Source organism: Geothrix sp. (assembly GCF_030219325.1).
In the GTDB taxonomy this organism is placed as follows: domain Bacteria; phylum Acidobacteriota; class Holophagae; order Holophagales; family Holophagaceae; genus Geothrix.
This window is the reverse complement of sequence record NZ_CP126625.1, coordinates 1,788,249-1,805,521: the sequence shown is the minus strand read 5'-3', so window position 1 is coordinate 1,805,521 and position 17,273 is coordinate 1,788,249. Positions and strand designations below refer to the sequence as shown.

The 17,273-nt window shown below is 67.5% G+C and carries 16 protein-coding genes; 13 read left to right on the top strand and 3 right to left on the bottom strand.

Annotated features, from left to right (window positions below; genetic code table 11):
• The first annotated feature begins 41 nt into the window (after positions 1 to 41).
• From QOZ81_RS08180 to QOZ81_RS08160, 5 genes are all read left to right on the top strand, one after another.
• Positions 42 to 2,216: an ABC transporter permease subunit gene (locus QOZ81_RS08180; protein ID WP_291199045.1), complete on the top strand. Its 2,175-nt coding sequence runs from the start codon at positions 42 to 44 to the stop codon at positions 2,214 to 2,216.
• Positions 2,216 to 3,814 (top strand): phosphate ABC transporter permease PstA, encoded by a 1,599-nt coding sequence (pstA, locus tag QOZ81_RS08175; RefSeq protein ID WP_291199047.1) that lies wholly within the window; start codon positions 2,216 to 2,218, stop codon positions 3,812 to 3,814. The genes QOZ81_RS08180 and pstA overlap by 1 nt, the downstream gene beginning before the upstream one ends.
• A 161-nt stretch (positions 3,815 to 3,975) precedes the next feature.
• The gene (gene pstB, locus QOZ81_RS08170; protein WP_291207542.1) at positions 3,976 to 4,722 is read left to right on the top strand and encodes a phosphate ABC transporter ATP-binding protein PstB; all 747 of its coding nucleotides are present in this window, start codon (positions 3,976 to 3,978) and stop codon (positions 4,720 to 4,722) included.
• Complete coding sequence (phoU, locus tag QOZ81_RS08165; RefSeq protein ID WP_291199049.1) at positions 4,722 to 5,387, top strand: phosphate signaling complex protein PhoU; 666 nt, start codon at positions 4,722 to 4,724, stop codon at positions 5,385 to 5,387. Before pstB ends, phoU begins: the two co-directional genes overlap by 1 nt.
• 14 nt (positions 5,388 to 5,401) lie before the next feature.
• On the top strand, positions 5,402 to 6,106 hold the full coding sequence (locus tag QOZ81_RS08160; protein ID WP_291199051.1) for a response regulator transcription factor: 705 nt from the start codon (positions 5,402 to 5,404) through the stop codon (positions 6,104 to 6,106).
• Here QOZ81_RS08160 and QOZ81_RS08155 read toward each other — a convergent pair.
• On the bottom strand, positions 6,076 to 7,362 hold the full coding sequence (locus tag QOZ81_RS08155) for a sensor histidine kinase (protein WP_291199052.1): 1,287 nt from the start codon (positions 7,360 to 7,362) through the stop codon (positions 6,076 to 6,078). The genes QOZ81_RS08160 and QOZ81_RS08155 overlap by 31 nt on opposite strands.
• Before the next feature lie 194 nt (positions 7,363 to 7,556).
• Between QOZ81_RS08155 and QOZ81_RS08150 the strand changes: the two genes are divergently transcribed.
• From QOZ81_RS08150 to QOZ81_RS08115, 8 genes are all read left to right on the top strand, one after another.
• Positions 7,557 to 8,204 carry a DUF47 domain-containing protein gene (locus QOZ81_RS08150; RefSeq protein WP_291199054.1) on the top strand — a complete coding sequence of 216 codons (648 nt, stop codon included), beginning with the start codon at positions 7,557 to 7,559 and terminating at the stop codon, positions 8,202 to 8,204.
• 7 nt (positions 8,205 to 8,211) lie between these two features.
• Positions 8,212 to 9,228, top strand: coding sequence for an inorganic phosphate transporter (locus QOZ81_RS08145; RefSeq protein WP_291199056.1), 1,017 nt, complete (start codon positions 8,212 to 8,214; stop codon positions 9,226 to 9,228).
• Between the two features lie 187 nt (positions 9,229 to 9,415).
• On the top strand, positions 9,416 to 9,952 hold the full coding sequence (locus QOZ81_RS08140; RefSeq protein WP_291199058.1) for a GNAT family N-acetyltransferase: 537 nt from the start codon (positions 9,416 to 9,418) through the stop codon (positions 9,950 to 9,952).
• Positions 9,952 to 10,632, top strand: coding sequence for a lysophospholipid acyltransferase family protein (locus tag QOZ81_RS08135; protein ID WP_291199060.1), 681 nt, complete (start codon positions 9,952 to 9,954; stop codon positions 10,630 to 10,632). The genes QOZ81_RS08140 and QOZ81_RS08135 overlap by 1 nt, the downstream gene beginning before the upstream one ends.
• Positions 10,622 to 11,560, top strand: a complete 939-nt coding sequence (locus QOZ81_RS08130) for an arginase family protein (RefSeq protein ID WP_291199062.1) — start codon at positions 10,622 to 10,624, stop codon at positions 11,558 to 11,560. The genes QOZ81_RS08135 and QOZ81_RS08130 overlap by 11 nt, the downstream gene beginning before the upstream one ends.
• Positions 11,561 to 11,567: 7 nt before the next feature.
• Complete coding sequence (locus QOZ81_RS08125; RefSeq protein WP_291199064.1) at positions 11,568 to 12,071, top strand: hypothetical protein; 504 nt, start codon at positions 11,568 to 11,570, stop codon at positions 12,069 to 12,071.
• 34 nt (positions 12,072 to 12,105) lie between these two features.
• Positions 12,106 to 14,034 (top strand): hypothetical protein, encoded by a 1,929-nt coding sequence (locus QOZ81_RS08120; RefSeq protein WP_291199066.1) that lies wholly within the window; start codon positions 12,106 to 12,108, stop codon positions 14,032 to 14,034.
• Positions 14,027 to 14,878, top strand: coding sequence for a DUF2911 domain-containing protein (locus QOZ81_RS08115; RefSeq protein WP_291199068.1), 852 nt, complete (start codon positions 14,027 to 14,029; stop codon positions 14,876 to 14,878). The genes QOZ81_RS08120 and QOZ81_RS08115 overlap by 8 nt, the downstream gene beginning before the upstream one ends.
• A gap of 18 nt (positions 14,879 to 14,896) precedes the next feature.
• Here the strand turns inward: QOZ81_RS08115 and QOZ81_RS08110 are convergent, their stop codons facing one another.
• Both QOZ81_RS08110 and QOZ81_RS08105 read right to left on the bottom strand, forming a co-directional pair.
• A complete protein-coding gene (locus tag QOZ81_RS08110; protein ID WP_291199070.1) occupies positions 14,897 to 15,346 on the bottom strand; it encodes a hypothetical protein in 450 nt (149 codons plus the stop codon).
• Between the two features lie 91 nt (positions 15,347 to 15,437).
• On the bottom strand, positions 15,438 to 17,057 hold the full coding sequence (locus QOZ81_RS08105; protein ID WP_291199072.1) for a methyl-accepting chemotaxis protein: 1,620 nt from the start codon (positions 17,055 to 17,057) through the stop codon (positions 15,438 to 15,440).
• Between the last annotated feature and the right edge of the window lie 216 nt (positions 17,058 to 17,273).

Sequence of the window (17,273 nt, the reverse complement as noted above, 5' to 3'; positions counted from 1 at the left end):
TTGTTGATCAGGCCTTTTACCCTTCGCCCCCAAGAGCCGACATGTCCAGCATCCCTTCACACCAGGCCCGTGCCAAACGCGTCGACCGGTTCATGGCCTTCGCCATCTCCAGCGGCGGCCTGACGATCATCGGGGCCGTGCTGGCCATGCTCCTGTTCATCATGAAGGAATCAGTGCCGCTCTTCCTGCCGCCCCAGTCTCGGTCCCTGGGGACCCTGCAGACGGCGCCAGCCGTCGGTGCCTGGGCCGACGAATCCGGAAAAGCCATCGTGCTCATGTCCCGGACGGAAGGGGTGAAGGCCCTGAGGTTCCCGCAAGGCTCGGCGCTTGCTGCTCCCAGCGACGGTCCGGCGCTGCCCTGGCGCAGCGTCACGCCCCTCAATCCCAAGGGCGAGGCCCTGGTCGTCGGGGCGGATGGCCGTCTCTTCTTCACGCGGATGGCCTGGTCCAAACCCGCCGGGGAGAACGATCCCGCCCAATGGACCCTGGATCCCCATTGGCAAGGTGGCCCATCCCTGGACATGGGTGCGGGCCAGATCCTCCATTTCAGGCTGATGGAAAGCGGTGGCCTGGGCGGTGGCTCTGCCATGAGGATCGTGAGCTCCACCCAGGATGGTCTCGCCTGGGCGGAGACTCAGCTGGATGCCGCTCCCGCAGTGCTGTCCTGGAGGCCGGTCCTCCGGGATCCCTCCCTGCATGCCACGGCCGCGGCCTGGAGCTCGGACGGGCGGAACCTCTTCGTGGGCACCAGCGAAGGACGGCTGCTGGACCTCGATCCTGAATCCGACGCGATCCTGTCCTCTGCCGATTTCGCAGAGCCCATCCAGTCGCTTGGTTTCGCCCTGGGCCAGTCGAGCCTGCTGGTCGGTGGCATCAAGGGCAAGCTGGCCGCCTACCAGCGCGTGCGGGTGAACGAGGCATTCCAGCTCCAGGCCTTCCACGCCTTCCCGCGACTTGAGGGGCCGGTGCTGGGCTTCCAGGCCAGTCAGCGGGACAAGCGGTTCCTCACCTGGACACCGACAGACCTGGTCGTGGACCACCTGACCACCGAGCGCCGCATGTTCTCCGCGCGACTCGAGGGCCCGGGGATCGCCGCCCTGGCCCCCCGGGGCGACCTGATCCTCCACGCCAGCGCGGCTTCGGGGGCCATGCGCCTCTGGTCCCTCGACGCCCCCCATCCTGAGGTCAGCTTCGGCCTGCTGTGGGGCAAGACGCACTACGAGGGCTACGAAAAACCCGAATATGTCTGGCAGAGCACGGGTGGAACGGATGACTTCGAACCCAAGTTCAGCCTCGTGCCGCTGGTGTTTGGCACCCTCAAGGGGACGCTCTACGCCATGCTCTTCGCCTTCCCCCTGGCGGTCCTCGGCGCGCTATACACCTCCCAGTTCGCCATGCCGCGGCTGAAGAACGCCATCAAGCCCACCATCGAGATCATGGCCGCCCTGCCTTCGGTGGTACTCGGATTCCTGGCCGGATTGGTCATGGCTCCGCTCCTCGAGCGCATGGCCGTCGAGGTCTTCGTCTTTCCCTTCGTCGTGCTCCTGCTGGCCCTGCTGATCGCACCGCTCTGGGGGCGCATGTCACTCCCCTTCCGCAACGGCTACGGCAACGGGCGTGAGGTCCTCTGGATGGTCCCGGTGCTGCTGCTGGCCGTCTGGCTGACCAGCCTGGCCGGCCCCTGGGTCGAGCGCGTGGTCATGGGTGGCAGCTACCGGACCTGGCTGCAGACGGCCATGGGCGTGACCTACGACCAGCGCAACAGCCTGGTGGTCGGGTTCGCCATGGGCTTCGCCGTCATCCCCATCATCTTCACCATCAGCGAGGACGCCCTCTCCAGCGTGCCCAAGTCGCTGACCTCCGCCAGCCTCGCCTGCGGCGCCAGCCCCTGGCAGACCGCCTGGCGCATCGTGCTGCCCACCGCCAGCCCTGGCATCTTCTCGGCCACCATGGTGGGCCTTGGCCGCGCCATCGGCGAAACGATGATCGTGCTCATGGCCACGGGCAACACGCCGGTCATGGACTGGAGCCCCTTCAACGGCATGCGCACCCTCAGCGCCAACATCGCCGTGGAGATCCCGGAAGCACCGCTGCACGGATCCCTCTATCGCGTGCTGTTCCTGGCGGCCTTCCTGCTGTTCGTCCTGACCTTCATCCTCAACACCGTCGCAGAGCTGGTCCGCCAGCGCCTGCGCCGCCGCTACGAGTCCATCTGATGAGCCGGCTGGCCGATCGCTTCCGACAGGGCGGGATCTTCGTGTGGTTCTCCGGAACCCTGCTGGCCTTCTGCCTCGCCATGATCCTCAGCCTGGTGGGCTTCATCGTGGCCAAGGGCATGGGCTATTTCTGGCCCGCCACGCTGGTCCAGGTGCAGACGCCGGAGGGGCCGGTCCTAGGCGAGATCACGGGACATGAGCCCGCCCGCGGCGAGGAGACCGAAAAGATCCAGTTCCGGGTCGGGAACCGCGACATCTACGGCCAGGATTTCCGCTGGATTCCCGGCGCCAGCATGGGCGCCCCCGAATACCCGAAGGACGCCCTGCTCATCGAGCGCCTGGAATACGGCCCCTTCATCGGCCGGATCGCCTCCCTGAGCCACGATGGCAAGGTGGTGGCGACCGGTCCCCAGGCCATGGCCGATGCCCTGAGCCGCCTTCCGGAGGCCAACCGGCTTCGGCGCCACATCCAGTCCATCGAGAAGGGCCAGGTGGGCGAACTGAACCGCCGCATCGAGAAGCTCCGCCTGTCCCGCCGACGGTTGGAGGCCAAGGGCGACCAGCCGGCGCTCCAGGCCCTGGACGCCAAGACCGCGGAGATCCAGACCACCTACGACCAGGTCCAGGCCGGCCTGGAGCAGGCCCGCTCCGAGGCCAGGGCCTGGACCCTCAACCTGCAGACGGCGGAGGGCCAGCTCAAGGACTGGCCCCTCGGCAGCGTCGTCCGGATGGTGCCGGCCAATGCCATGGGCCCCCTCGACAAGTTCGGCGTCTACGTCTCCCGTCTCTGGGAGTTCGTGGCCGACGATCCCCGAGAATCCAACACCGAAGGCGGCATCTTCCCGGCCATTTTCGGCACCGTGATGATGGTGCTGGTGATGTCCATCCTGGTGGTCCCCCTGGGCGTGGTCACGGCCCTCTATCTCCGGGAGTACGCCAAGCAGGGTTGGCTCGTCCGGGCCGTGCGCGTCGCCGTGAACAACCTGGCCGGGGTGCCCTCCATCGTGTTCGGCGTGTTCGGCCTCGGGTTCTTCGTCTATGGCCTGGGCGGGGCCATTGACCAGCTCTTCTTCGCCGACAGCCTGCCGACCCCGACCTACGGCACCGGCGGCATCCTCTGGGCTTCGCTCACCCTGGCCCTGTTGACCGTCCCCGTGGTCATCGTCGCCACGGAAGAGGCCCTCGGCGCGGTCCCGCGCTCCCAGCGGGAGGCCAGCCTCGCCATGGGTGCCACCAAGTGGCAGACCCTCTGGAAAGTGGTGCTTCCCAGTGCCACACCGGGCATCCTCACGGGCCTCATCCTGGCCATCGCCCGCGGCGCCGGCGAGGTTGCCCCACTGATGCTCACGGGCGTGGTCAAGCTGGCCCCGGCCATGCCGCTGGATGGCACCTTCCCCTTCTTCCATTTCGACCGGAAGTTCATGCACCTCGGATTCCACATCTACGACGTGGGCTTCCAGAGTCCCAATTCCGAAGCCGCCAAGCCCATGGTCTTCATGGCCTCCTTCCTCCTCCTCCTCGTGGTGGTGGTCCTGAACCTCTTCGCATTGAACCTCAGGCGCAAGCTGCGTGAGCGCCTGGGGGGGAGCACCTTTTGATCGAGAACCCTGGAGCCATCGACATGGAAATCGACGACCCCCGTCCTGTTACGGAGCCCGCGCACCTGCAGGTGCCGCCCCCTGATGCCGGCATGCGTCCCGCGAGCTTCGTGAAGCCCGACCTGCCCCTCACCGACCCGGCCGTGCTGACCTCGCCCACCATGGTGCAGGTGGACCGGCTCAACCTGTACTACGGCAGCAAGCAGGCCCTGTTCGACGTCGACCTGAAGGTGGCCCGCAACTCCGTCATGTCCTTCATCGGCCCTTCGGGCTGTGGCAAGAGCACGCTGCTGCGCTGCCTGAACCGCATGAACGACCTCATCGACGACGTCCGGATCGAGGGACGGGTGCTCATGGGGGATACGGATATCTACGCCCCGGAAACCGATGTCATCGCGCTCCGGAAACGGGCAGGCATGGTGTTCCAGAAGTCCAATCCCTTCCCGAAATCCATCTTCGAGAACGTGGCCTACGGCCTGCGGATCCAGGGCGAGGGGAACCGCGCGGTCCTCGATGAGGCCGTGGAGCGCAGCCTGAAGGGCGCCGGGTTGTGGGAGGAGGTCAAGGACCGCCTGAAGGACTCGGCCCAGGGGCTCTCCGGCGGCCAACAGCAGCGCCTCTGCATCGCCCGGGCCCTGGCCGTCCGCCCTGAGGTGATCCTCATGGACGAGCCCTGCTCCGCGCTCGATCCCATCGCCACCGCCCGGGTCGAGGAACTGATCCTCGAGCTGAAGCGGGAGTTCACCATCGTCATCGTCACCCACAACATGCAGCAGGCCGCTCGGGTCAGCGATCACACGGCCTTCTTCTGGATGGGTAAGCTGATCGAGACGGGGCTCACCGAGAAGATGTTCACCAATCCCGGACACCGCATGACCGAGGACTACATCACAGGGAGGTTCGGCTGATGCGTCAATTCGACCAGGAACTGAGGGATCTCCGGGACGGCATCCTGGCCATGGCGGGCCTGGCCGAGGAGATGATCGACCTGACCATCCAGGCCCTCACCGAACGCTCCAAAGCCAAAGCCGATCATGTGATGACCATGGACCGCGGCTTGGACGAGTGGGAGCTGAAGCTGGACCGCCTCTGCGTGGACCTGCTCGCCCTGCGGGCCCCCGCGGCGGGCGACCTTCGGCTCATCGCCTCCAGCCTCAAGATCGTCCCGGAGCTGGAGCGCATTGGCGATCACTGCTGCAACATCGCGCGCCGGGCGACGTATGTCCATCCGCCGATCCTCTCCAGCGGCTCGCTTGAGCGCCTGGGCCAGGAGACCCGGGGCATGGTCCGGATGGCCGTGGACGCCTTCATCGGCAGCGATGCGGGTCTGGCCCGGACCGTGATCCAGGCGGACGACTCCGTGGATGACCTCTATGGCTCGATCTACCGGGAACTGCTGCGCCTGATGATGTCCGACCCCCTCTGCATCGAGCGGGCCAGCCACCTCATCCTGGTCATCAAGAACTGGGAGCGCATCGCCGACCAGGCCACCAACATTGCTGAGGAAGTGCTGTTCATCCTGGAGGGACGGAGCGCCAAGCACCCCTACCTCCAGGGCGATGCGGCAGAATAGGGACAAAGGTGACCATGCCGCGCATCCTCCTTCTCGAAGACGACACCGAAATCCGGCTGGGCCTGGAACAGCACCTCCGCCGGGAGGGCTTCAGCCTCATTCCCGTCGGCACGGGCCGCGATGCCATGCTGGCCCTCAACGCCAGCGGGCCCAAGCTCGACGCCGCGCTGCTGGACCTCAGCCTGCCCGACATGGATGGTCTGGATGTCCTCCGCGCCATCCGCACCCATGCGACCCTCCGGGCCCTCCCGGTGTTGCTCGTGACGGCCCGGAGCGAAGAGATCGACCGCGTGCTCGGCCTCGAACTCGGTGCCGACGACTACATCTCCAAACCCTTCTCGGCCCGGGAGCTGGCCGCGCGCCTCCGGGCGATCCTGCGGAGATCCACGCCTTTCGAAGGTTCCGAACGCGCCCCCCAGCTGTCCTTCGGTCCCATCACCGTGGACTTGGACATGCACGCCGCCAGGGTGGACGGGCAGCTGGTGGAACTGACCCGGCGGGAGTTCGAGCTGCTGGCCTATTTCCTGGCCAATCCGCGCCGGGTCCTGACTCGGGAGAAGATCCTCCAGCAGGTGTGGGGCCTCGAGTACCTGGGCGAGAGCCGCACCATCGATGCCCACGTCCGGCGGGTCCGGGCCAAGATCGGCGAGGCGGCCGCAGAATCCATCGAGACCGTGGTGGGCGTCGGCTACCGACTGGGCGGACCCGCCGGTTCCTGAGGCTCGGCCTGGGGCGGCAGGATCACCCGGAAGGTGGCGCCTTCTCCAGGACGGCTCTCCACCGCGACCTCCCCACCCATCAGCCGGCACAGGTGCTTCACGATGGCCAGCCCCAGCCCCGTGCCCGGCTTGGCCTTCGCCGCCTGGGCCCGGTAGAAGCGCTCGAAGATCCGCCCCTGCTCGGACTCGGGGATGCCCGGCCCCTGGTCCCGCACTTCCCAGATCTGTCCCTGGCTCGTGACCCGCACGACCAGCTCGACCCGTCCCCCCGCCGGACTGAATTTCAGGGCGTTGGACAGCAGGTTCTCCAGCACCTGGTGGAGCCGCAGCGGATCCGCGAGGATCGTCGTCCCCTCAGGGGCATCCACCAGCAGGGCCAGCTCGACGCCACAAGCCACCCCCCGGGGCTGAAGGTCCCGCATCAGGGTCTCCAGGAAACCCCCGAGGTCGAAGGCCACCGGAGCCAGATGCAGGGCGCCGCTCTCGATCCGGCTCAGCTCCGAGAGATCCCCCAGCAACAGGGTGAGCCGATCCACGGAGCGCATGATGGACTGGGCGCTGGCCCGCGCAGAGCCCTCCAGGCGCTCCTCCTGGAGGTTCTCCGCGGCGATCCGGATGGCGGTCACCGGCGTCTTGAGCTCATGGCTCACGTTGGAGATGAATTTCTGGCGGGTGGTCTCCAGGGCCTCCTGGCTCGTGACGTCATCCAGGGTGAGCAGCACGCCGCTCACGGCCCCCAAGGGTGCGAAGGGAATGGCACGGACTCGCAGGGTCCGGCCCGCCCGCGCCAGGCGCCATTCGCAGGACGCCCCCCGGAAGGCCCGCTGGATCGCGTCCTGGCCCGCCTGGTCCCGGAACACCTCACCCACGCCCATCCCCTTGGCCAGGGGGGCGCCCAGGCCCAGGTGCCGCTGCGCCGCCGGATTGAACTGCTCCAGGTTCCCCGAAGGGCCGAAGAGCAGCACGCCCTCCTCCAGGCGCGCCATGATGCCAGGCAGCAGCCGATCTTCCCGCGCCGCCTTCTCCTTGAGGTCGTCGTTCTCCCGTTCCAGCGCGAACCAGGCCCGGGGGAGATCCTCGATGGCCTGGGGACGGCTCCCACCCAGAAGCTGTCCCAGGGGTTCAGCCAGAGGCCCGACCTGCCAACGCGCCATGAGGACCAGGACCAAAGCCAGGGTGATGAGGAAGCCGACTGTCCAGAGGAAAGAGGCCCCCTTCTGGACACTCAGCCCCAGTCCGAAGCCAAGGAAGGTCATGGAAACCAGACAGATCAGCGCACGTCCAAAGAAGACCGGAATCCCCGATCCACCGTCACGCTGAGATTCCGGCTCATCCATGCCTTCCGACCATACACCGAGGCAGGTTCGGCGCCCAGCGGCCGTGGCCAAATTTACGCTCCAGTTACACCCTTCGACCCACTACAGTTGAAGGTTGAACGTTGGAGATCCCCATGTCCTTGAATGCCCTGATGCGCTGGCTCAAACCCCGGGAGATGGTCTTCTTCGACCTTCTGGAATCCGCCGCCGCCAACGCCTACCAGGCCTCGCAGCTGTTCGACCTGGAGATCCGCACCGGGGACCCCGTCCGCTTCGCCGAGCTGCGGCGGCAGATGAAGGACCTGGAGCACATTGGCGACGATCTCACCCGCGAGATCATGGACCGGCTGAACCAGACCTTCGTCACGCCCATCGAACGGGAGGACATCATGGCCCTGGCCCATGCCCTCGACGATGTGGTCGATTCCCTCCACGCGGTCTGTGAGCGTCTGATCCTCTACCGCATCACCCACATCATGCCGGCCGTCACGGAGATCAGCTCCATCATCGTCGAGGGTTCCGGCGAGATCCTGCACCTCATCCGCTCCCTGCGAAACATGTCCAACCAGAAGGAGATCCGGGATCGCATCCGGCGGGTCCACACCCTGGAGAACAAGGCCGACTCCATCTACCACGCGGCTCTGGCCCAGGTCTTCGAGGATCCCAAGGACGCCATCGAGATCATCAAGTGGAAGGAACTTCTCAACCGCATCGAGGAGGCGACGGACAGGATCGAGCTCGTAGCCAAGGTGGTGGGCTCCACGGTCATGAAGAACGCTTGAGGCATTCATGATCGAAGTCTTCCTCATCCCATCCCTGGCGGTGCTGGTGCTGCTGTCCTGGGGCATCGACTACATCAACGGGTTCCACGACACTGCCAACTCCATCGCCACGGTCGTGAGCACGGGCGTGCTGCCCGCCAAGTACGCGCTGGTGATGTCCGCGACCTTGAACTTCGCTGGCGCCCTGGCCGGAACCTCCGTCGCCACCACCATCGCCAAGGGCATCGCCGACAGCAACCACGTGGTCCCGGCAGTCATCGCCGCCGCCCTGATGGCCGCCATCACCTGGGACCTCCTCACCTGGTGGTTCGGCATCCCCTCCAGTACCAGCCACACCCTGCTGGGCGGGCTCGCTGGCGCCGTGGTGGCCCACGCGGGCTTCGACGCCCTGCACATGAAGAAGCTCAAGGAGATCGGGGCCTTCATCATCATCTCCCCGGCCATGGGATTCGTGGTGGGCATGCTGCTCATCTTGATCATCCTGTGGATCGTGCGGCGCAGATCCGGCCACAGGGTCAACGTGGTGTTCCGGAAGGCGCAGCTGGTCAGCGCCGCGGCCATGTCATTCACCCACGGCCAGAACGATGCCCAGAAGGCCATGGGGATCATCTGCCTGGCCCTGATCGCCTACAAGTTCCACCTGCCCCTGGACGCGAAGCTGAAAGTGATCGTCCCGCTGTGGGTGAAGATCGGCAGCGCCAGCTTCATGGCGCTGGGTACCGCCTCCGGCGGCTGGAAGATCATCAAGACCATGGGTTCGAAGATCGTGAAGCTCAGGCCCATCCACGGATTTGCCGCCGAGACCGCCGCGGCGGCCGTCCTCTTCACCACCGCGCACTTCGGCATTCCCGTCAGCACGACCCACAGCATCACCGGCGCCATCATGGGCGTCGGCGCGACCATGAACGCCAGTGCCGTGCGCTGGGGCGTGGCCGGGAACATCGTGGTGGCCTGGGTCCTGACCATTCCCATCAGTGCCCTTCTGGCAGCCGGTTTCCTCAAGCTGGTGGCGCCCTACTTCTGAGCGGATATTCCCGGAATGTGGCGGAGGGAACATCCTCCCGTCACACCACCGCCCGACACTTGCCTTCCCTGCGCTGCGGATGCCCGTCACCGCTTGGTCTCACCGTATTTCCGTGATGTTGGCGCGGCCGCCATGCCGCCGTCACCGCCGAAGCCGATCCTGGTCCTGAACCCAGGGAGGCACGACCATGACGATCGAGACCCTCACCCAGCATCCAGAAGGTGCGCGCTACACCGTCCGCGCGTTGGGCAGCGCAGACTATGTCCACCTCCGCCGTCTGGAGGCCGAGATCTGGTCCGGCGACGGCGCTGGCGAGCTCTGCCCCCACTACCTGCGGCTCTGCACCGAGCTGTACCGCGACTGGTGCTTCCTCGCCTTCGACGGCGAGCGCCCGGTGGGCTACGTGCTGAACTTCGTGGCCGGCACCACGGTCTACTGCGCGACGTTGGCCGTGCACCCCGAATACCAGAAGGGCCGGGTCAACTACCTGCTCATCCGCGCCATGGTGTCCAAGCTCCTCAACGAGAACGTCGAAGAATGCCGCTTCCTGGTGGAGCCCGGTAACAACGACGCCCGCAGCGTCCACAACGCCCTCGGGGCCCGCGTGGTGGAAGAGGTCCAGGACTTCTACGGCCCTGGCGACACGCGCCTCTGGTCAGCCATCACCAAGGATGACCTCGAGCGCGTGCGGGCCCGGTACACCCGGCTGAAATTGGTTTCGTAATGAGCTGGACCGGGGTCCTCTGGCCCACCTTCGCCATCCTGCCGCATCTGGCGGCAGGCGCGGAGCCGCAGTCCGGCATGCACCGCTGGGCGCGGCGCATGGTGCCGGCCCTCGGTGTGGACCTGGAAGTCATCGGGAACCCCCGGTCCGACATCCAACTCTGGGTATCGAACCACCTGAGCTGGGTGGACCCCGTGATCCTCATGAGCCTCCGGCCCATGGGCACCATCGCCAAGGGCGAGGTCGCCGGCTACCCCTTCATCGGTCGCTGGGCGCAGAAATCCGGCATCCACTTCGTCGAGCGGGAGGACGCCACCAGCCGCGCCGCGGCCCTAGCCAGCTTCGCGGCCTCCCTCCATGGCGGCCGCGACATGCTGCTGTTCCCCGAAGGCACCACCACCCGCGGTGATCGCCTGGCCGGCTTCTATGAGGGCGGCCTGCGGGCGGCCTTCGACCTGGGCCTGCCCGCCCAGCCGCTGCGGATCTCCAGTCCCGCGCCGCACTACCCCTGGACCGGCAGCGAAACGCTCCTGCCCCACCTCCGGACCCTCTTCGGCACCCGCACCCGGGTCACCGTCGCGGCTGAGGAGACGCTCTACCCCGCCGATTTCTGTGATCCCACGTCCTGGATCGCCGCCTTCAGGTCCGCCCTCGCCCCCCGGAGTTCCGATGTCCGCTGAAACCCTCATGCAGGGCCTCCGTACGGGACTGACGCCCTTCCTCGGGCTGCCCCTGTGCATCGATCCCCGACCCGCCACGGGCGTGGTGCTGGGCGTGCCCTGCGATGCGGGCGTGATCAACCGGCCTGGCGCACGGCTCGGCCCCTGGGCCATGCGGGCCGCCTCCATGGGCGTCGGCTCCCATCCCATGCCCGAGCGGCTGCGGGAAGGCCGTCCCGAGCTCGGTCCCTCGGCTGCCGGGGGCTGGCTCGACGGAGGGAACATCCCCACCCTGCCCTTCTCGCTGAGTGAAGCGCTCGAAACGGTGCAGGCCACCGTGGGCGCCTGGGCCATGACCGGCAGCCGCACCCTGATGCTCGGCGGCGACCACTCGCTCACCCTCGGCGCCCTCCGCGCCCTGGCCCGCCAGCACGGGCCCCTGGGCCTCCTGCACCTGGACGCCCACCCCGACGCCGCCGATGGCGCGGCCTGGGGCACGGACATCCACCACGGCACCTGGCTGCGGCAGGCCCTCGAGGAGGGGCTGCTGGACCCTGAGCGCGTGATGCAGGCCGGCCTCCGGGCCCCCCGCTTCGACGATGAGGAGTTGGCCTTCCTGCAGGGCGTCGGCGTGCGCATGTGGACGCCGGCGGATCTGCGCGACCCCCTGATGTCGCTCCGCCTGAAGGAGGATCTCGCGGCCGTGGGCCGTGGGCCGGCCTACCTGAGCCTGGACCTGGACGCCCTCGATCCCATCCTCGTACCCGCCGTGGCTGAACCCGTGCCAGGCGGGCTGAGCCTGGCCGAAACCCTGCGCCTCATCCACGCGGCCCGGTTGTGGCCTGAACCGTGGGTCGGAGCCGACCTCATGGAGCTGGCCCCCACGCTCGACGGCGCCGAAGCCAGCGCCCGCGTCGCCGTCCACCTCGCCCTCCACCTGCTCGCCTGAGGTCGCCATGATGCCCACCGGTTCCCCCATCGACGCCTTCCTCCAGCACATCGGCCCCCTGACCTGGGATGACCTGGTCACGGGCTACGATTTCGGCTTCCTCACCTCCCTGGAGATCCAGATCGCGGCACCCGGCGAAGGTCCGGCTGTCCAGCGGTTGCGGGCCCTGGAAGGATCCGCCCTCAAGCATTTCGAGGCGCACCTGTGGGCCGCCTGCACCGAGGCGGTGGGGAAGACCCCGCGGCCCGGCAGCTCCCGCTGGTCCCAGGCCCAGGACCGCTGGCGCGAGGCGCTCCTGCGCGAGGCGCTGGCCACGGAGACCACCGCCGCCCAGCTGGCCGCGCGGGTGGAGCGGCTCTACGAGCAGGTGGGCTGCCCCGAGGACATGCTGGGCATGCTGAAGCCCTCCCAGGCCTGGTCCGGCACGCCCGCCACGGTGGATCCCGCCGCCGTCCAGCGCTTCCTGGACCGCTCGCGCAGCGGGATCAGACGCTTCGGAGCCGCCTCCTAGGTTCATGGCACTCTGGAGGACCTCCGGAGCGCCGATGGCCCTGCCAGACCCCAGGTTGGACAGTCTGCTCAGCGGAAAGGGGCCCAAGCTGGAGCCTCTGCTCCGCTGGCTGCTGGAGGCCTCCCCGGTGGCTTCCGTGGATGGCGAGGCCCGTCGCACGAGCCGCCTGCGGAGGCTGCAGGGGGCTCTGGACGAGCGGGAGCTGGCCGCCGTCCTGGCCGAGGAGTGGAACCATGCCTCGGCCATCCGGCTCCTGGCGGAGACCGGCCTGCCGGACCGGACCTCCCTGCTGGGCGAGGGTTTCCTCCGGCTGGTGGATCGGATCATCCCCCGCCTTGATGCCGAGGGTGACCTCTACGCCCTGCTGGACCGGCTGGATCTGGATGACGCCGATGCCGTCTGGATCGAGGGGCTGCCCGAGGATCTGCGGACGGCCTGGGCCAGCCTGGTGCGGCCGCCGACGGACATCTGGGTGCATGCCGCGCGGCTGCTCGCCCACCGGGCCGCGGCCGTGGGATTGTCCAGGGATCTGCTCAGCCTGGATCCCGCTGGCAGCGATGCGGATTCCCCCTTCTTCAACCTGACCAGGGCGGTGAGAGAGCGCGGCGAACGACCGCAGGATCCCGAAGCGCGCCTGGCCTGGGAGCACTGCCGGGCTGAATGCGCCAGAGCCCTGGACCAGGCCCACGATCGGATCGAGGAGAAGGGCGTATCCACCGACCTGGTCTTCCGTCTCGAGCTGCTGCAGGCCCAGCTGGAGCGCATCGCCCAGCTGCTGGCCTTCGTCTCGGGTGATGGTGATGGCCCGGCCTTCACCGTGGAGCTGGTGCGCGGAAGCGCTTCCCAGCATGGCTTCATGGCCCTGCTCCGCACCACCGTCAAGCGCCTGGCCCGGAAGGTCGTCGAGCACACCGGCGAGACGGGCGAGCACTACATCGCCCGCGACCGCAGGGAATGGCGACTCATGGGCTGGTCCGCCGCGGGGGGCGGGGTCCTCACCGCCGGCACGGCCCTGTTCAAGTACGGTCTCTCCGCCCTGCCCCTGGCGCCCCTGCTGCTGGGCCTCTCCCTCAGCTTCAACTACGCCGCGAGTTTCTGCCTCATGCAGCTGCTGGGGTTCAGCCTGGCCTCGAAGCAGCCGGCCATGACTGCGGCGGCCCTCGCCAGGGCCCTGGAGGCCGACGAGGACCAGACCCGCGAAATCGATCTCGTCGCGGCCATCACGCGCACCCAGGTCATCGCCACCCTGGGCAATGTCTTCGCCGCCATCCCCGCCGCCCTGGGCATCTCCGCTCTGTGGATCTGGCTGAGTGGACACGGCCCCCTCAACCTGGATACCGCCCTGCACAGCCTTCACGGCAACCATCCCTTCCATGGCTGGACGCTGGTCTTCGCCGCCGCCACGGGCGTGCTGCTGTGGCTGTCCAGCCTGGCCTCCGGCTGGGCCGCCAACTGGAGCGCCTATCGCCGGCTGCCCGAGGCCCTGGCCCAGAGCCATCGGATCCGGGCCCTCCTCGGCGCGGACCGGGCCACCGCCCTTGGCCGCTTCGTCCACCGTCACATATCCGGGTTCGTGGGCTATGCCGTCCTTGGTGGCCTGCTGGTCTTCGTGCCCATGGCCTTCGCGTTCGCCGGCATCCACCTGGAGGTGCGCCACGTGACGCTCCAGTCCGCGGCCCTGGCCCTGGCCTCGGCGAGCCTCTGGGCCCAGGGCGCCCTGCCCTGGGCGGATGTGCTCTGGGGCCTGCTGGGCGTCGCCCTCATCGGCGCCATGAACTTCGCCGTGTCCTTCGCCCTGGCCCTCTGGACCGCCCTCCGCGCCCGCGGGCTCAGTGGCCGTGCCAGCCGCCACCTCTGGTGGAACATCCTCCGTGCCTTCAACCGCCAGCCCGGGCGGTTCCTCCTGCCCCCAGCCACCGGTGCTACCCTCGAATCCCCCCACCCAGGAGATCCCCATGCGTAACCTGCTGCTCCCCGCCCTCGTCGTCTGCTCGCTGGCCGCCCAGGACAAGCCGGCGCCAGTGCGGTTGACGCCCCTGCGCGTGAGCCCCGCCAGCACGCTGTCGCAGGAGATCGGCATCAGCAAGATCGACCTCACCTTCGCCCGTCCAGCCGTGAAGGGCCGGAAGATCTGGGGCGAGGTGGTGCCCTTCGGCCAGGTCTGGCGGGCCGGTGCCAACAGCGCCACGGTGATCACCCTCAGCCACGCCGCCAAGGTCGCGGGCAAGGACGTGCCTGCCGGGAGCTACGGCTTCTTCGTGATCCCCAGTGAAAAGACCTGGACCCTGATCCTCAACAGGAAGGCCAAGCAGTGGGGCGCCTACGAATACAAGAAGGAAGAGGACGTGATGCGCTGGGAGGTCACGCCCATGGCGGTCCCCCACCAGGAGTACCTGGAATACCGCGTGCTGCCCACGGGCCTGGATGGTGCCGTGGTGGAACTGGGCTGGGAGAAGGTGCGCGTGAGCTTCCCCGTGGCCTTCGACACCAGGGCCATCTACTGGAGCCACCTCGAGGACAAGCTGAAGCAGGCCCCCGAGACCGACTGGGTGCCCTGGTACCAGGCCGCCAAGTACTGCCAGGACCAGGCCATCGAGCCCCAGAAGGCCCTGGCCTGGATCGAAAAGAGCCTGAAAATCGGCGAGAGCTTCTGGAACCATGAGACCGCCGCGCGAATCTACAAGGAAGCGAAGCGGATGCCCGAGGCGCTTGCCCACCTCCAGAAAGCCATCGACCTGTCGAAGCCCGGCGGAGCTCCGAAGGAATACACGGACAACCTGGTGAAGGAACTGGCCACCTGGAAGTAGCCGACTGTCCTGCCGCGGCTACTGCTTCACCGCGATCCGCAGGAAGGAATCCGGAAGCGTGACCCCGCTTCGCCCCAGATTCGCCTGGTGGACGAAGATGGTCAGGCGGCCATTGATGCGCTCGAAGGCGATGACCCCACCCTCGGCGAACAGCTTCCGGCTGCTGCAGACCACCAGCTTCCCCTGGCCTGCGTAGAACTTCGTCTGCTCCGGTGTGAAGGACCAGGCGACATTGGCCTTGGCGTCGACAGAAATCTCCGACTTCTTCAGCTGCATGACCATGTCCAGTTCCTTGCAGGCGACCCGGCCTTCCGACCCCGCGCTGTTGGCCAGGATCAGGAGGAACTTGGCCGCCTCCTCCACGGGAACCCCCTGAGCTGTGAGGGCCGTCGGGAGCAGGCAGACCAGGATCGCGATTCCCAGCTCCTTCCGTCGAAGTCTGGTGAGGAAATGGGGGCGTGACGGCATGAGCGGCTCCACCCCACTTATCGGGCGGGCGTTCAACACCAGCGTGTCTCTTGGGTGACGCAGCCGTAACTTCGACTCCCGCCCGGGGGCTTCAGGAAGTCTTGAACCTTGCCAGTGAAGCCGACAAGTCCTCGGCGATCCGGGCCAGGTGCTCCGCGGTGCGGTTCACCTCCTCCACGGTCTGGGCCAGCTCGGTGGAAGCCGCGGCGCTGCGCTCGGTGGACTGTGCGGATTCCTCGACCTGCCGGGCCACCTCATCCGAGGTACGCTCCTGCTCCTCGGTGGCGGCTCCGATCTCCCGGGCGGCATTCACCACCGCGGAGATGTTCTCCTCGATGGTCCGGATGGTGGCGTCCGTGGCCTCGACGGTCCGGATGCCTTCCTGCATGGCCTCCTCGGTCTTGTGGATGAGGTCGCCGATCTGCTTGGCGGCACCGGCGCTGTGTTCGGCCAGCTTGCGGACCTCCTCGGCCACCACCGCGAAGCCCTTGCCGTGCACGCCCGCCTTGGCCGACTCGATGGCCGCGTTCAGGGCGAGCAGGTTCGTCTGCCGTGCCAGGTCCTGGATCACCTGGACGGCCTTCACCATCTGCTGGGTGGATTCCCGGATGGCCTGCATGGCCATCACGGTGGCCTCGCCCTGCCGGGCTCCTTCCGCCGCGGCTTTCACCATGGTCTCGGTGCGGGCGTGGCTTGTCTTCGCGTTCCCGGCGACCTGCTGGATGGAGGCCGCGAACTCGGTCATGGCCGCGGCGGTGCGCTCGGAGGCGATCCGCTGCCCCTCGGCGAACTGGGCGATCTCCCCCGTGGCTCGGGCCACCTCGCCGGCCGTGGCACTCAGCTCCGTCGAGCCCTCGGCCACGCGGGTGCTCGCGTTCCGCAACTGGCTGAAGAGCTCCTGGAAGCGCGTCAGCATGGCATTGAAGTCCGTTGCCATGCGTCCGAGCTCATCCTCTGACCGGACTTCGACGCCCCTGGTGAAGTCCCCCGCCACCATGCGCTCCATGCCATCGGTCGCCTCTTTCAGGGAGCGCAGGATGCGCCCCATGATGGCCCTCGAGATGACGATGCCGAAGGCCAGGCTGATCACCAGGATGGCGCCCTTGAGGATCGCCCCCTGCCGCACCACGGCAGCCATCTCCGCCTTCTCCCTGGCCTCGATCTTCTTCGCTTCCGTGAAGGTGGTCTCGGCCAGGGCCTTGATGGCTTCATTCATGGGCCGGTCGATGCCCTTCAGCTGGGCATCCACCGCCCGATAGGCCAGGGGGTCCTTGTCCTTCCAGGTGCCGAGCGCCTCCCGGTACTTCGCCCCCAGCGCGTGGAGTTCCTGCAGGGTCTTGTCGAGCGGCTGAGTCGGGATGTCCAGATCTTTCAGCGCCACCTTGAGCCTGCCCAGATCGGCTTCCACTTCCTTCTCGCTCGTGTCGAACGCCGTCCGGTACTTGGTCATCTGCGCCGGATCGTGCCCCCGGACGAGGATGTTCTTCCATTCCTGGACCTGGGTCTTGAAATCGTTCTGTGCCTCTCGCGCCAGATCCCCGGCCTGGGCCAGTTTCAGCATGGTGTCCGCCAGTTCGGTGGACTGGACCGTGAGCCGGTAGGCCACCCAGAACCCGGCGATGCCCAGCGTCAGGGCAGCCAGCATGAGGCTTCCCGCCAGCAGCCAGAGCTTCGCGCGAACGGAGATTCGATCGAGAATTGACTGGCGCACGGATCCTCCAGATGCTCATCCAGACCTGTTTTCGTCAACTTGCTGTAATGACATGATTCCCAGCCATTTCTTCGCGGCTGTCCCACTCCCGGAAAGCACCCCAGCCCTGCCCGGGAGGCCACCCAGAACCGGCCAATGAAGGCCAACGGGAACTGCTGGCAGAAGATAAGTCCATCGGGTGCATAGGACCAGCCTCGGCAGCTCATGACCGGCCCC

Coding starts and splice junctions, on each gene's coding strand:
- QOZ81_RS08180 (WP_291199045.1), top strand. CDS start 42: ATGTCCAGCATCCCTTCACACCAGGCCCGTGCCAAACGCGTCGACCGG.
- pstA (WP_291199047.1), top strand. CDS start 2,216: ATGAGCCGGCTGGCCGATCGCTTCCGACAGGGCGGGATCTTCGTGTGG.
- pstB (WP_291207542.1), top strand. CDS start 3,976: ATGGTGCAGGTGGACCGGCTCAACCTGTACTACGGCAGCAAGCAGGCC.
- phoU (WP_291199049.1), top strand. CDS start 4,722: ATGCGTCAATTCGACCAGGAACTGAGGGATCTCCGGGACGGCATCCTG.
- QOZ81_RS08160 (WP_291199051.1), top strand. CDS start 5,402: ATGCCGCGCATCCTCCTTCTCGAAGACGACACCGAAATCCGGCTGGGC.
- QOZ81_RS08155 (WP_291199052.1), bottom strand. CDS start 7,362: ATGACCTTCCTTGGCTTCGGACTGGGGCTGAGTGTCCAGAAGGGGGCC.
- QOZ81_RS08150 (WP_291199054.1), top strand. CDS start 7,557: ATGTCCTTGAATGCCCTGATGCGCTGGCTCAAACCCCGGGAGATGGTC.
- QOZ81_RS08145 (WP_291199056.1), top strand. CDS start 8,212: ATGATCGAAGTCTTCCTCATCCCATCCCTGGCGGTGCTGGTGCTGCTG.
- QOZ81_RS08140 (WP_291199058.1), top strand. CDS start 9,416: ATGACGATCGAGACCCTCACCCAGCATCCAGAAGGTGCGCGCTACACC.
- QOZ81_RS08135 (WP_291199060.1), top strand. CDS start 9,952: ATGAGCTGGACCGGGGTCCTCTGGCCCACCTTCGCCATCCTGCCGCAT.
- QOZ81_RS08130 (WP_291199062.1), top strand. CDS start 10,622: ATGTCCGCTGAAACCCTCATGCAGGGCCTCCGTACGGGACTGACGCCC.
- QOZ81_RS08125 (WP_291199064.1), top strand. CDS start 11,568: ATGATGCCCACCGGTTCCCCCATCGACGCCTTCCTCCAGCACATCGGC.
- QOZ81_RS08120 (WP_291199066.1), top strand. CDS start 12,106: ATGGCCCTGCCAGACCCCAGGTTGGACAGTCTGCTCAGCGGAAAGGGG.
- QOZ81_RS08115 (WP_291199068.1), top strand. CDS start 14,027: ATGCGTAACCTGCTGCTCCCCGCCCTCGTCGTCTGCTCGCTGGCCGCC.
- QOZ81_RS08110 (WP_291199070.1), bottom strand. CDS start 15,346: ATGCCGTCACGCCCCCATTTCCTCACCAGACTTCGACGGAAGGAGCTG.